The organism is Myxococcales bacterium, from assembly GCA_016717005.1.
Lineage (GTDB): Bacteria > Myxococcota_A > Polyangia > Haliangiales > Haliangiaceae > UBA2376.
This window is the reverse complement of record JADJUF010000023.1, coordinates 48,596-63,089: the sequence shown is the minus strand read 5'-3', so window position 1 is coordinate 63,089 and position 14,494 is coordinate 48,596. Positions and strand designations below refer to the sequence as shown.

The 14,494-nt window shown below is 76.2% G+C and carries 9 protein-coding genes; 3 read left to right on the top strand and 6 right to left on the bottom strand.

Features of this window, described 5'->3' with window-relative positions; translation table 11 throughout:
* Nucleotides 1-18: 18 nt before the first annotated feature.
* A complete protein-coding gene (locus tag IPL61_20470) occupies nt 19-954 on the bottom strand; it encodes an alpha/beta fold hydrolase (protein ID MBK9033605.1) in 936 nt (311 codons plus the stop codon).
* A gap of 78 nt (nt 955-1,032) precedes the next feature.
* Between IPL61_20470 and IPL61_20465 the strand changes: the two genes are divergently transcribed.
* Nucleotides 1,033-2,010, top strand: coding sequence for a LysR family transcriptional regulator (locus IPL61_20465; GenBank protein ID MBK9033604.1), 978 nt, complete (start codon nt 1,033-1,035; stop codon nt 2,008-2,010).
* On the opposite strand, the gene IPL61_20460 is transcribed toward IPL61_20465, so the two are convergent.
* The 4 genes from IPL61_20460 to IPL61_20445 form a co-directional block, all read right to left on the bottom strand.
* Nucleotides 2,003-9,058 (bottom strand): tetratricopeptide repeat protein, encoded by a 7,056-nt coding sequence (locus IPL61_20460; protein MBK9033603.1) that lies wholly within the window; start codon nt 9,056-9,058, stop codon nt 2,003-2,005. The genes IPL61_20465 and IPL61_20460 overlap by 8 nt on opposite strands.
* On the bottom strand, nt 8,973-10,271 hold the full coding sequence (locus IPL61_20455; GenBank protein MBK9033602.1) for a hypothetical protein: 1,299 nt from the start codon (nt 10,269-10,271) through the stop codon (nt 8,973-8,975). Before IPL61_20455 ends, IPL61_20460 begins: the two co-directional genes overlap by 86 nt.
* 152 nt (nt 10,272-10,423) lie before the next feature.
* Nucleotides 10,424-11,341 carry an acyl-CoA desaturase gene (locus tag IPL61_20450; protein MBK9033601.1) on the bottom strand — a complete coding sequence of 306 codons (918 nt, stop codon included), beginning with the start codon at nt 11,339-11,341 and terminating at the stop codon, nt 10,424-10,426.
* Between the two features lie 90 nt (nt 11,342-11,431).
* A complete protein-coding gene (locus IPL61_20445; protein MBK9033600.1) occupies nt 11,432-12,085 on the bottom strand; it encodes an HAD family hydrolase in 654 nt (217 codons plus the stop codon).
* An 80-nt stretch (nt 12,086-12,165) separates the two neighbouring features.
* Here IPL61_20445 and IPL61_20440 point away from each other — a divergent pair, with 80 nt between their 5' ends.
* Nucleotides 12,166-13,194, top strand: coding sequence for an aldo/keto reductase (locus tag IPL61_20440; protein ID MBK9033599.1), 1,029 nt, complete (start codon nt 12,166-12,168; stop codon nt 13,192-13,194).
* Entirely contained in the window at nt 13,188-13,859 is a 672-nt protein-coding gene (locus tag IPL61_20435) for an alpha/beta fold hydrolase (GenBank protein MBK9033598.1), read from the top strand. Before IPL61_20440 ends, IPL61_20435 begins: the two co-directional genes overlap by 7 nt.
* Before the next feature lie 35 nt (nt 13,860-13,894).
* On the opposite strand, the gene IPL61_20430 is transcribed toward IPL61_20435, so the two are convergent.
* Entirely contained in the window at nt 13,895-14,470 is a 576-nt protein-coding gene (locus IPL61_20430) for a VOC family protein (protein MBK9033597.1), read from the bottom strand.
* Nucleotides 14,471-14,494: the final 24 nt, after the last annotated feature.

Here is a 14,494-nt window from a genome sequence, read left to right as displayed (position 1 = left end):
CGGCCCGCCGAGCCGGGGTCAACGGCGCGGGGCGGCGGCGGTCGCCAGGACCGGGGCGATCACGCGGTCCCACAGCGGCGCGTGCTCGGCCCGGAACCAGCCGAAATGCCCGAGCCGGTCCCGGTCGACGTCGGTCGGCGCCAGCCGCACGTGGGTCTGCGGCGCGCTCGCGAAGGCGGCGTGGAGGTCGGCGATGCTGCGGTCCGACATCATCTCGTCGTCGGTGAACGACACCGCGGTGATCGGCGTGGTGACGCGCCGGAACAGCTCGGCGACCGCGGCCCCCTCGGCCCCGACCGCGTAGCCGGGGTCGAGGCACCAGCGCCGCCACTGCCGGATCACGCCTCGGGGCAGATCGCCGACCATGCCCAGGGCCCGGCCCGGGAAGTAGCCAAACATCGGCGTGGCCAGCGGCGCCGCGAGGTACCAGAGCAGCCACACCTTGCGTCGCAGCGCCGGGCTGTTGTGGCGCCAGTAGCCGCTGCCGGCGGCGATCGTGATGATCTGCGCCAGCTCGCGGTGGTCGGGCACGAACGGCACCAGCTGGCCGCCGAGGCTGTGGCCGACCCAGGTCAGCGGCAGCGCGGGCGCCAGATCCTGCAGGTGTCGGAGCGCGGCGGTGGCGTCGCGCCGGGCCCAGGTCATCAGGTCGGCGTCGACCGCGCGCAGCGGGCCGCGCCGCGATCGGCCCATGCCGCGGTAGTCGAACGTCAGGGCGTGGAAGCCGCGCGCGGCCAGCCAGGTCGCGAACGGGTGGTAGTAGCGCTGCGCGACGCCCATCGCCGGCGCGATCATGACGGCGCCGCGGGCCGGGCCGGTCGGCGCGACGTGGGTGGCGGCGAGCGGCTCGCCGTCGACCGCGGCCAGCGTCAGGTCGACGCTGACGGCGGTGGGCGGCGCCGGCAGCGGCGGCGGTGGAGCGATGGGCGGGGTGAACGTTGGAACGGCGACCATGGAGCCTCCTGGGTTCGCCCACCATGACTGTTCAACATCTCGCTACAAAGGTGCCGCGAATCAAGACACTATTGCGTCATGCGCAAAACTGTCGCGCGGGTCCGACGGCCGGTGTTCGACGAGCTGGCCGCGGCCGAGGTGTACCTGCAGGTGGTCCGGACCCGCAGCTTCACGCTGGCCGCGCGCGCGCTCGGCAAGAGCACGTCGAGCCTGTCGCGGGCGGTCGCGCAGCTCGAGCGCCACCTGGGCGCGCAGCTCCTGGCGCGCACGACCCGCCGGCTGAGCCTGACCGAGGCCGGCGCGCTCTACGCCGATCACGCCGAGCGGTTGCTGACCGCCCAGCGCGCGGCGCGCGACGCGATCGCCGAGCTGACCGGCGGTACGCCGCGCGGGCACCTGCGCGTGTCGATGCCGGTGTCGGTGGGCGAGCGCCTGCTGGGCCCGCACCTGCCGGCGCTGCGGCGCCGCTACCCCGAGCTGCGGTTCGAGATCGATCTGTCGGATCGCAACGTGCCGCTGGTGCAGGGCGGGTTCGATCTGGCGATCCGGCTGGGTCGCCAGGCCGACTCGTCGCTGCGGGCCCAGCTGCTCGGGCGGGTGCCGGTGCGGCTGGTGGCCAGCCCGCAGTACCTGGCGCGGCGCGGCCACCCGGCGCGACCGCTCGAGCTGCGCGACCACGACTGCCTGACCGTCGCGCAGGTGGCGGGGCCGGTCGAGTGGGCGTTCTACCATCGCCGGGTCCGGACCCGCAGCGAGCGCCTCGAGGTCGCCGGCGTCGTCCACACCACCAGCCCGCTCCTGGCCGGCCAGCTGGCGCGGCGCGGGCTCGGCGTCCTGCGCGTGGTCGAGTGGGTCGTGCGCGACGAGCTCGCGCGCGGCGAGCTGGTCGAGGTCCTGCCCGACTGGTCCTGCCACGCGGTCGCCGACGGCGGCCTGCCGGTGTTCGTGGTCTACGCCCAGGGCGCCGGCGCCGAGCCGCCGCTCAAGTCGCGCCGGTTCGTCGAGCTGGTCAAGGAGATCCTCGCGACCGAGGTCCAGCGCCCGCGCGTCAGGTGACCGCGAGCCCGAGCTTCGCGCGCAGCGGCACGTAGTCGGGGTGGGCGACGGTGCGGACCACCGCGGCGACGCCGCCGGTGGGCTTGACCAGCGCGGCGGCGCAGTCGCCCGAGACCAGGAGGCCCGCGCGCTCGGCCACCCGCTGGACCGCGGCCCGGTGGCGACCGAGCTCGATCGCCGTCGGCGGCAGATCGGCGAACAGCTGCTCGAACCGCTGGCGCACCTTGACCGAGAGCGCGCCGCGCACCATCTCGTCGCGCGCGCGCTGGACGTCGGGATCCGCGATCAGCCGCGCGACCGCGCCGTGGCTGGCCGGCGGCGCGAACGAGCGCACCAGCGCCGCCAGCAGCGTCGCGACCTCGACGTCGGGCAGGCCCGCGACGACGGCGCGCTCGGGCCGGGTCAGCTCGGCGATCCGCCCGAGCGCGAACCGACGCGCGCCGTCGACCGTGTCGCCGAGGCGCGGGCCGAAGACCACGATCGGCGTGCCGGCGCAGACCAGCTGCAGATCGGGCGCGTCGGCGTCGTCGCGGGCGTAGACCGAGGCCGGACCGCAGCCCAGCGCCGCGGCGATCCGCACGAACGCCAGCGCCGGCGGCGTCGACGCGCCGGCGATGCGCCGGGCCCCGCGCACGCCCGCGCGCGCGAGCGCCTCGTCGGGATCCGGCCACAGCTGCCCGGCGACCTCGGCCAGGGTCGCGAACACCGGGCCCAGGGCGCCCTCGTCGACGTCATGCAGGAAGCGCGCGCGCGCGTCGGCGTCGACCGCGCCCTTGTACGACTCGTCGGCCGGCATGACCCGGGTCGGGTGCACCGCCCGGAACGCGGTCTGGTGCAGGTCGGCCGTTGCGCCGAGCGCCAGCGCCAGATCGAGCGCGGCCGCGGCCGCGTCGGTGCGCTCGGCCCGCCGCAGCTCGTCGGCCCAGGCCGCGACGTCGGCGGCGGCGGTGCTGGCCTCGGCCAGCGCGCGGCGGACCTCGATCAGCTCGCCGCGGCGCGCCGGCTCGGCCGCCAGCACCGGCACCAGCAGGCGCCGGGCGGCGGTCGCGGCCGCCGAGCGCGGCGCGACCGCGATCGCGCGCTCGAACGCGCCGTGGGCGCTCCTGGCGTCGCCGCGCTCGCGCCGGGTCTCGCCCAGCCGCAGCCACAGCGCCGCGCGCCGGTCGCGGTCGCTCGCGGCGCCGTCGTCCTTGCCCGACAGGAACCGGCCGAGCATGTCGGCGGCGGCCTCGACGTCCTGGGCCGCGAGCGCCAGCTCGCTGGCCAGCTCGACCGCGTCGAGGCTGTAGGGATCAGCGGCGACCGCCCGGGCCGCGACCGCGCGCGCGTGGTCGGCCTCGCCGGCGACCAGGTAGTCGCGGGCGGCGCGATCGAGGCGGGCCGCGCGGTCGGCGGCGGTGGCGCCGAACGCCGCCATCAGCTCGGCGGTGCGCGCGGCGCCGGCGTGATCGCCGGCCAGGTCCTGACGCTCGAGCAGCTTCTCGAGCAGCGCCACGTGCTTGGCGTCGAGCGGGTTGGCCGCCGCGACCGCCGCCTCGAAGCACACGCGGGCCTTGTCCTCGTCGGACAGCATCATCAGCGCCATGTCGCCGAGGGCCTCGAACAGCCGCAGCCGCTCGCTGGGCTCGTCGGTCGCGACCGCCTGCCGCGTCAACAGCTCGTACGCGCGCGCGGGATCGTTGGCCTCGAGCGCGAGCTCGGCCATGGCCGACAGCGCCGGCCCGTAGTTGGGCCGCAGCTCGAGCGCGCGCGCATACAGCGGCGGGGCCTTCTCGGGACGCAGGCTGCGGATCTCGGCCAGCGCCGCGTGGTACAGGCCCTGCGCGACCTCGGTGGCGTAGCGGCTGACCTCGTCGTGGCTGGCCAGCGCCGACAGGTGCAGCGCCGCCTCGCGCCAGCGCTTGGCCTTGTAGCGGTTCTCGCCGAGCGCCAGCTTGACCAGGACGTGGCCGCGGTGGAGCCGGTCGGCGGTGAGCAAGGTCTCGTACGCGGCGTCGTCGCGGCCGAGCTGCTCGTAGCACTCGGCCAGGCGCCGGTGCAGATCGGCGGTGATGATCGGCGCGGCGCCAGGCACGCCCTCGGCCAGGGCGCCGCGCAGGAACAGCTCGAGGTCGTCCCAGCGCGCGGCGTCGCCGTACAGATCGGCCAGCGCGATCACCGCGGGCACGCAGCCCGGGTCGGCGGCGAGCGCCTCGATCAGCCGGCGCTCGGCCACCAGCTCGATGCCGCCGATGCGCGCCAACGCCGCGAGCTGCGTCAAGACGCGCGCGCGCTCGGCCGGCGCCAGCTCGACGTCGACGAGGCGCTGCTCGAGCAGGCGGGCCGCGGTCTCGGCGTCGCCGCCCTGCTCGACCAGCCCCGCCAGCGCCCAGACGCCGTCGGCGTGGTACGGGCGGATCGCGACGAGCCGCTCGAACGCCGCGCGGGCGCCGTCGGCGTCGCCGACCCGATCGCGCAGCGCGACGCCGGCGTCGTACAGCGCCGCCACCCGGGCCTCGTCGTCGGTCGCGGCCTCGGCCTCGCGCAGCTTGGCGTCGGCGAAGATCCGCGGATCGTCGTCGGCGTCGGCCAGCTTGGCCAGCATCGCGAGCGCGGTCGGGTGGCTGGGCACCAGCGCCAGCGCCTCGGCCACGGCCGCGCGCGCGCCGACCGGATCGCGCAGGCCGTCCTGGCGGATCTGCGCCAGCCGCAGGTGCAGGGCCGCGCGATCGCCGGCGGCGGCGTCGGCGTCGAGCGACTCGATCCGGCCCTCGACCACGGCCGCGGCCTCGCGCTGGCGATCGGCGGCGACCAGCGCGCCGATCAGCTGCTCGGTGAGCGCCGGATCACCCGGCAGGATCGTGCGCGCGTGGCGCAGCGCCGCCGCCGCCTCCTCCGGCGCGCCCAGCCAGTCCTGCAGGATCGCCGCGCGCCGCGCCAGCAGGCTGGCCCGCTCGGCCGGCGCCACCGCCAGGGTCGCGCGCCGGCGCAGCACGTCGGCCAGATCGCTCCAGCGCGCGCCCGCCAGGCACAGGCGATCGAGCGCGGCCAGGGCGTCGACGTCGTCGGGCCACTGCGCGACCAGCTGCTGGTAGACGTCGATCGCGCGCTCGGGCAGCTCGAGCTCGAGCTCGTAGACCGCGGCGACCTTGCGCAGGGCGTCGCGCGCGTCGGCCGAGCCCTCGGCCAGCTCGACGATCTTGCCGTGGGCCTCGATCACCTTGCTCCAGCGGCCGACCTTGCCGTAGAGCCCGCCGAGCTCGCGCATGACCGCGACGTCGGTCGGCGCGAGCTGGCGCAGCCGCTCGAGCGTGTCGATCGCGTCGTGCGGGTGGCCGAGGTGGGCGTCGTAGATCGCGGCCAGCTCGCGCAAGAGCGCCGGCCGCTCGGCCTCGGGCGCCGCGGTGCCGAGCCGCGGATCGGTGCGCTCCTCGAGCGACGCCGCCAGCTCGACCCAGCGCTGGCCGGTGCGGTACAGCGCCTCGAGCTTGTTGCGCGCGACGCTGTCGTCGGGGCGCATGCCGAGGATCCGGCGGTACTGGGCCTCGGCCCGGGGCTGCGCGCCCTGGCGCTCGCGGATCGACGCGACCTCGAGCAGCAGCTCGACCGCCGCCTCGGGCGTGTGCGTGTCCTCGGCCAGCGCCTCGTACAGATCGGCCAGGCGATCCCAGGCGCCGTGGTCGCTCGCGAGCCGGTGCAGCCGGGCCCGGGCCTCGCCGTCGCCGCCGGCCACGCGCCGCGCCAGCCCGAGCGCGCGCGCCAGCGTGTCGAAGGCCCGGCTCACGTCCTTGGCGCCGTTCTCCCACGCGTCGGCGGCGCGGTAGAGCCAGCGGATCTTGGCGTCGGCGTCGCCGGCCGGCAGCAGATCGTAGGCCGCGGCCAGCTCCTCCCACGGCGACTCGAACGCGCGGTGCGGCAGCTGCGGCAGCGGCGGGCGCCGCACCGAGGCCTGGGCCTTCCGCGGCGCCGGCGGGGGGCCGGGCGGACCGCCGCCGAGGCGCGGCTCGATCCGCGGCGGGCGCGGCGGGGGCGGCGGCAGCCGCGGCTTGCCCGGCGGCGTGGCGGGGGGCCGGCCGGCCGCGCGGCTCGGCGGCATCAGCTCGTCGATGTCGATCGGCTGGGTCGAGTCGCCGACCGCGAGGTTGGCCTCGGCCTCGGCCAGGGGATCGTCGTCGAGCTCCTCGACCTCGGGCAGCACCAGCTCCTCGGTCGGCAGCTCGCGCCGCGCCGGCAGCTCGAGATCGCGGTCGAGCGCGACCGGGGCCGCCGGCGGCTCGGGCCGGGGCGAGCGATCGGCGTCGCGGTACTTGCCGATGGCCTTGGCCAGGCGCCAGAGGTTGGCGAGGGTGTCGGTGTCCTCGGGCGCGAGCATGAAGGCGACCAGGTGCCCGCGGTACGCGCGCGGCAGATCCTTCTGGTGCTCCTCGATCACCTGGGCCCGCCGCCGCAGCGCCGCCAGGCGATCAGCGCCCGCGGCGCGCTCGGCCAGCGCGGTCTCGACCGCGATCACGTCGGCCCAGGTCCGGCTCGTGCCGGCCAGCCGGTACAGCGCCGCGCGCACGTCCTCGCGCTCGGGCCCCCACGAGAACGCCGCCAGCAGCTCGGTCGCGGCGGCCTTGGCGTCGCCGAGGCGCTCGTCGAGGATGCGGGCCTTGCGCGCGTGCAGGTCGGCCCGGGCCCCGCCGCCGATCGCGCGCAGCGCCACGTCGTGGCTGTCGAGCGCCTGCTTCCAGAGCGTGCGCTGATCGCCCTCGGCCGCGAGCCGCTCGATCTCGGTCAGCAGGTCGCCGTCGCGCGGCGCCGCGGCCAACGCCTCGCACAGGGCCGCCATCGCGCGCGGGCGATCGGACAGGCGCCGCTCGCACACGCTCGCGAGCTCGCGGCCGACCGCGACGTACGCGGCCACGTCGACCGGCGTGCCGCCGCTGGTCAGGCGCTTGCGCTCGGCGTCGTAGACCTCGGCCAGCTCGCGCCACAGCCCGTAGGCCTCGGCCGCGCGGCGCAGCTCGGCCAGCGTCGACGCGTCGGGCGCCTCGTCGTGGGCCCGGCGCCACGCCTTCATGCCGCCCTTGTGATCGCCGAGCTTCTCGGCGGTGATCGCGGCGATGCGCTGGTGCAGCGCGCGCCGGGCGCGCCGATCCTCGGCCCGGGTCAGGCGCCGCTCGAGGACGCGCACGCACGCCTTGAGGTCGCCCAGCCGCTCGTGCAGATCGGCGGCGGCGGCCAGCGCCTCGTCGTGGTGCGGATCGATCGCCAGCACGCGCTCGTAGGCCTGGAGCGCGCGGGCTGGATCGCCGATGCGATCGCGGCAGGTGACGCCGATGTCGAGCGCGCGGGCGATCTTCGCGGCCGGCTCCGACAGCAGGTACAGCTCGCGCTCGGCCACGCGCACCGCCGACTGGAAGTCGCCGCGGGCCTCGTACAGGCGCCGCAGGATCGAGTGCGCGTCGAGGTCGGTGGGATCGAGCTCGGCGACGAGCCGCTCGAGCTGCTTGCACGCGTCGTCGGTGGCGCCCAGGCGATCCGCGAGCACGGCCGCGCGCTCGCGCGCCGCCGCGGTGGCCCGGGGCAGATCGTCGACGGCGTAGACCTCGGCGTGGACCGCGAGCAGATCGGCGAGCTCGCGGTAGCGCGCGGCGCCGCGGTACAGACGGGCCAGGGCCTCGAGCGCGGCCCGATCGCGCGGCGTGACGTCGCGCAGGCGCTCCCACGCCTTGATCGCGCGCTGGCCGTCGCCGAGCTTGTCATCGACGATCGCGGCGTAACGGGTCAGATCCCGGGCCCGCAGGGCCGCGGCGGCCGAGCCCGGCTCGGGCGGGGCCCCGGCCGCGGGATAGCGCGCGGCGTCGAGGCGCTCGAGCACCGCCGCCAGCTCGCCCCAGCGCTGGGCCGCCTCGTACAGATCGGCGACCGCGGCCAGGGCCTCCTCGTCGGTCGGCGCCGCGCGCAGCGTCTGCTCCCAGCGCTCGAGGGCGCGGGCGTCGTCGCCGTCGTCGGTGGCCATCCGCGCCAGCCGGCGCAGGATCTTCGCGCGCTCGGCCGGGCCGGTCGCGGCGGCGGCGTGGTACTCGAGCGTCTGCGTCAGGCGCTTCTTGTCGCCGGCCTGCTCGAGCGCCCGGGCCATGCGATCGAGCGCGTCGCGATCGCCGGGCAGGATCTCGAGCACGCCCGACGCCGCGTAGACCACGCCGTCGACGTCGCCGAGCCGGGTCTCGCACATCGTCGCGAGCTTGCGCAGCGCGGTCAGGCGCTCGACCCGCTTGCCGATCGGCCACTCCTTGGGCGCGCCCGACCGCGCCGCGGGATCGGCGTCGAGCCGCCGCGCGTCGAGCTCGAGCTGGCGCCGCAGCGTCCGCGCCAGGCCCGCGTCGTCGCCCTCGCGCTCGTACATCTCGACCAGGGCCTTGAGCGCGCCGTCGTCGTCGGGCCGGAGCTCGACCACCTCCTCGTACAGCGCGATCGCGCGCCGGGGCTCGACCTGGCGCTCGCGGTAGGTGTTGGCGATCCGGCGCAGCGTGTCGGCGCGCTCGCCGCCCGACTGCGCCGCCGCGGCCTCGCCCTCGAGCACCGCGACCAGCTGCTCCCACATCTTGGCGCGCGACGACAGCCGCCGCACCGCCTCCTTGGCCTTGGGGCTGCCGGGCTCGTGCTCCTCGATCCGGCGCCAGGCGTCGAGCGCGCGCGGCACGTCGCCGAGGCGCAGCTCGCAGATCTGGGCGATCTCCTCGAGCCGCCGCACCAGCTCGCCGACCGGGGCCCCGGCCTCGCGGGCGTTGTCGAGCGAGAACTCGTACAGGTCGCACAGGCCGCGGAAGTCCCGGCGCTCGCGGAAGTGCTCGACGTAGCGGGCCAGCGCGTCGTCGTTCGATGGATCGACCGACAGCGCCTGGTGCAGCAGCTCGGCGGCGCGGTCCTTGTCGTTGAGGTGGTCGCGCACCAGGCCGGCCAGCTCGAGCAGCTCGCCCACCTGGGCCTTGGGATCGTCAGCCAGCGCCGCCAGCTCGCGCTCGTGCAGCGCCGCCAGCTCGGTCCAGCGCTGGTCCTCGCGCAGGAGCGTGCGCAGGCGCACCGCGGCGTCGCTGCCGGGCGGCTCGAGCGCCGCCAGCTCGGTCAGCGCCGTGACCAGCTGTCCGCGATCCGGACGCTCGCGATCGTGGAGCGCGACGCGCTCGATCAGCAGCCGGCGCGCGCTCGTCGTCGTCGCCGGTGTACGCCGCCAGGGTCGCGCGCTGGGCCAGCAGCCGCTCGAGCTCGTCCCAGCGGGCCTCGCCGCGCAGCGCCTGCTCGAGCGCCGACGCGGCCGCCGCGTGGTACGGGTCGGCGCCGACGGCGCGGCGCAGGAAGCCGATGCCGGCCGCGGGGTCGCCGGCGGCGAAGGCCGAGCGCCCGAGCTCGATGTAGAGCTCGCACGCGCGCCGGGCACCGATCGCGGGGTCGTCGGTGGTCTTGGCCCACGCCGGCGAGCCGTAGATCTCGGCCAGGGTCTCGCGGGCCTCGGTCGACTCGCCGTCGACCTTGACCGCGCGATCGCACGCGGTGGCCGCGGCCTGGCCGTCGCCGCGCCGCAGCTCGACCCGCGCCAGCGCCAGCCACAGCTGCGCGCGCCCCAGCGGCGGCGCCTTCTCGCCGAGCACGTCGAGCTCGGCCCGGTACAGCTTGGCGACCATGGCGTCGTCGCCGAGCGACCCGTACAGCGCGCGGGCCGCGGCCAGCGCGTCGGTGCGCTCGGGCTCGAGCCGCCACGCCGCCTGCCAGTGGGCCAGCGCGCGATCGATGCGGCCGAGGTGCTGGTCCCACAGCCCGGCCGCGATGCGGTGGCGCGCGGCCCTCCGGACGGTGCCCGGGCGATCGCCCTTGGCCCGGGCCGGCGCGGCGTCGGCGCGGCGGGTCAGCTCGTCGAGCTCGGCCTCGAGGATGTCGCCGGCCTCGGCCGGGCGGCCGCTGGTGAGCAGCATCTCGACCAGGCGGCTGGTGGCCTGCTCGTGGGCCGGATCGAGGGCGCACGCGCCGCGCAGGTCGCGCTCCGACAGCGCGGCGTGGCCCAGCACCGCCCGGGCCTCGCCGGCCTCGGCCCACAGATCGGCGGCCTTGGCTGGCGTCGCCTCGAACGGCGCGCGCAGCTCGCACACCTCGGCCAGGAGCTCGCCCTGGCCGCCGGCCTTGAGCGCCTGGCGCAGCGCCGTGAACCGCGCGCCGTCCCGCGGGTCCTTGCGGAACCCGTCGAGATCGGCGGCCGCGATCGGGGTCGGCCGGGTCGGCGTTTCGTCCTGGCGCTGGGTCATCGCGACCGCAGGTCCGCTGCGGTGATCGCGACGGTATCACGAGCGCGCGGGCGTCGCGCCGGGCCGGGCTGGCGGATCCACGCCCTCAGGCGGCGCCGCGGTCGGCGGCGGCGGCGACCCGGTCACCGCCGTCGCGCCGGGCCGCGATCCCGTCAGGCGGCGACGCGGTCGGCGGCGGCGGCGACCCGGTCACCGCTGGCGGCGGCGGGCCCGGCCGCGGTCGGCTTGCGCGTCCCGGCGCGGACGTGCTCGGGCACGCCGTGGAGGTCACGCACGATGCCGAGCACCGCCAGCACGCGCAGCACGTAGAAGGTCAGGTCGATCTCCCACCAGAAGAAGCCCTGGCGCGCCGCCACCTGGTAGTGGTGGTGGTTGTTGTGCCAGCCCTCGCCGAGCGTGAGGATCGCCAGCACCGGGTTGTTGCGCGAGTCATCGCCCGACGGGTAGCGCCGGCCGCCCCACAGGTGCGACAGCGAGTTGATCGTGAACGTGCCGTGCCAGCACAGCACCTGCGAGACCGCGAAGGCCCAGACCAGGCCGAACCAGCCGCCGACCAGGAACGCCGCGACCCCGGTGGAGAGCTGCGGCACCATCCAGTAGCGATCGAGCCAGCGCAGCTCGGGGTAGCGCGCGAAGTCCTTGATCGCCGCGTGATCGGTGTCGTCGAAGTCGCCCGCCAGGATCCAGCCCATGTGCGACCACCAGAAGCCGCCGTGGTACGGCGAGTGGAGATCCTCGGCGGTGTCGGACCCGCGGTGGTGACGGCGGTGGTGCGCGGCCCACCACAGCACGCCCTTCTGCCCGGTGGCGGTCGCGCCCAGCGCGAGCACGAACTGGAACCAGCGCGAGGTCTTGTAGCTGCGGTGCGCGAAGTAGCGGTGGTACCCGCCGGTCACGAAGAACAGCCGCACCGCATAGAGCCCCATCGCCCACGCCAGCCCGCCCCACGACCAGCCCATGAGCGCGACGCCGACGATGGCGCCGACGTGGATCAGCCAGTACGGGATCGTCTCCACGTTGAAGTAGATGCTGCGCCATCCCCGTGCCTGCGTGTGCGCCGCCGTCTGCATCCTTCCGGTCTACCGCGCGCCCTCGTCACCGTCGGGGACATCTCCGTCACGGTTCGGTCACGGGCCGGTCGGGCCCACCGGTGACGCAGCTCAGGCGTCGACGAGGATCGCCGCGGCCAACGCCGCGGGCGCGTCGATCAGCGCGTCGGGCGCCGCGGCCTCGAGCTCGGCGCGCGGCCGGAAGCCCCAGCTCACGCCGACCGCGCGCATCGCCGCGGCCCGGCCGGTGGCGACGTCGATCGCCGAGTCGCCGATGAACGCGCACCGCCCGGGCGCGACGCCCAGCTCGTCGGCGCAGCACAGCGCCTGGGTCGGGTCGGGCTTGAGCGGCAGCTCGGGTCGGGCGCCGTAGATCGCCGCGAACGGCCAGTCCGCGAACAGGCGCTCCGCCAGGTGGCGGGTCAGCTCGTGGGGCTTGTTCGACACGATCGCGAAGGTCAGCCCGGCCGCGGTCAGCTCGTCGAGCGCGGCCGCGACGCCGTCGTAGAGGCAGGTGTCGCCGATCGGGCGCGCGCGGTAGGCGTCGCGGAAGGCCGCCAGCACGGCCGTCGGATCGGCGCGGTCGGCGACGGCCCGCTCGACCAGCACGCGGGCGCCCTCGCCGATCATCTGCCGGAGCGCGGCGTCGGTCGGCGCCGGCAGGCCGTGGTGGGCCAGCGCCGCGGTCAGCGCCGCGCCGATGTCGCCGAGGCTGTCGACCAGCGTGCCGTCGAGATCGAAGATCGCCGCCCGGATGCGTCCCATGGATCACCACCATACCAGCGCGGCGCGGGCCGCCGCGGGCGCGCCGGCCGGCGGCCGATCCCTGCGCTAGAGTGCCGGCCATGGAGTACCGCAACCTCGGAGCGGCCGGCGTGAAGGTCTCGACCCTGTGCCTGGGCGCGATGACCTTCGGCGAGGCCGACGACCAGTCGTTCATGCACCAGGTCGGCTGCGACGACGCCACCAGCCACGCCATCCTCGACCGCGCGCTCGAGCTGGGCGTGAACTTCGTCGACACCGCCGACGTCTACGGCCAGGACGGCCTGTCCGAGCGCGTGCTCGGCGCGTGGTTCGCGGCGCGGCCGACGGCCCGCGATCAGATCGTCCTGGCCACCAAGTTCCGCTTCACGATGGGCGCCGGCCCCAACAAGAGCGGCGCGTCGCGCTACCGCATCGTCCGCTGCGCCGAGGACTCGCTGCGCCGCCTCGGCACCGATCGCCTCGACCTCTACCAGATCCACGCCCAGGATCTGGCGGTCGCCGAGGACGAGACCCTGCGCGCGCTCGACGATCTGGTGCGCGCCGGCAAGGTGCTCTACACCGGCTGCTCGAACTACGCCGCCTACCGCCTCGTCGACAGCCTGTGGCGCGCGCAGACCGGCGGGCGCGAGAAGTTCGTGACGCTCCAGGCCCAGTACAGCCTGATCGAGCGCGGCCTCGAGCGCGAGCACGTGCCGCTGTGCGCGCAGTGGGGGCTGGGCATCCTGCCGTGGTCGCCGCTGGCCGGCGGCTTCCTGTCGGGCAAGTACGTCAAGGACGCGCCGCCGCCGACCGGGACCCGGCTCGACAAGTGGAAGGACCGCTGGGGTCGCTACGACCGCCCGCGGAACTGGACGATCCTCGACGCGGTCACCGCGCTCGCGCGCGCGCACGAGGCGACGCCGGCGCAGGTCGCGCTCGCGTGGCTCCTGCACAAGCCGACCGTGACCAGCGTGATCTTCGGCGCGCGCACGGTGGCGCAGCTCGAGGACAACGTCGCCGCCGCCGCGGTCAAGCTGACGCCGGCGGAGGTCCAGGCCCTCGACGACGCCAGCGCGTACGACGTCGGGTACCCGTACGACTTCCTGGCGCGCATCAACGGCGCCTGGTGACCGCGCCCGTGCCGACCCGGTGTCTGTACCTGCACGGGTTCGCGTCGGGGCCCGGCTCGACCAAGGGCGTGGCGTTCGCCGAGGCGTTCGCGCGCCACGGCGTCGACGTCGAGCGCCTCGACCTGCGCGTGCCGTCGCTCGAGCGGCTGCGGCTCTCCGAGATGATCGCCCACGTGGTCGCGGCGATCGGCGAGCGCGGGCCGGTGGTGCTGATCGGCTCGAGCCTGGGCGGCCTGACCGCGGCGCGCGTGGCCGAGCGGGTGCCGGCGGTGCAGGCGCTGGTGTTGATGGCGCCGGCGTTCCGCATGGCCGAGCGCTGGGCCGAGCGGCTGGGCGCGGCCGCGACCGCGGCCTGGCGCCGCGACGGCTGGCTCGAGATCTACGACCACGCCGAGCGCCGCCCGGCCCGCGTCGACGTCGGGTTCCTCGACGACGCGGCCGAGGCGGATCGCGCCGGCGACGGCTGGCCGACCGTGACGGTGCCGACCTGGATCGCCCACGGCACCCGCGACGACGTGGTCGACGTGGCGCTGTCGCGGGCGTGGTGCGCGCGCACGCCGGGCGCGGCGCTGACCGAGCTCGACGACGACCACCAGCTGATCGCGTCGCTGCCGACGCTGCTCGAGCGCGGGTGGCAGCACCTGCGCCCGTGGCTCGCGGCCTGACCTGCCCCCCTCGGGCCTGCCCCGTCGCCCCGGGGTTACTTCTTGCCGGCCTTCTTCTTGGGCGCGGCCTTCTTGGGCGCGGCCTTCTTGGGCGCGGCCTTCTTGGGCGCGGCCTTCTTGGGCGCGGCCTTCTTGGGCGCGGCCTTCTTGGCGGGCGCCTTCTTGGCCAGCGCCTTCTTGGCGGGCGCCTTCTTGGCCAGCACGGCCTGCGTGGCCGGGGCCTTCCGGGCCGGGGCTCGCTTCGGCGGCGGCGGCGGCGGCGCCGCTGACTGCCAGATGCCGATGACGGCGCCCTGCGGATCGGCGAGGACCGCGAGCCAGCCCATCCCGGGCACCTCCATCTTCGGCATCAGGATGGTCGCGCCCGCGGCGGCGGCGCGGGCCACGGTCTGATCGACGTCGGCGACGTCGACGTACGCGGTCCACGCGGTCGGCTGCTCGGGGCTCTGCTTGGGTCCCATGCCGCCGCCGACGCCGCCGCCCACGTCGATGCCGGTCCAGTTCATCGCCGGGAAGTCCTGGAACTTCCAGCCGAAGATCGCGCCGTAGAACGCCTTGGCCGCGGCGACATCACCCGTCGTCAGGTCGAGATGAACGAATGGATTCCCCATGGTCGAGAGTGTACGCCCACGCCG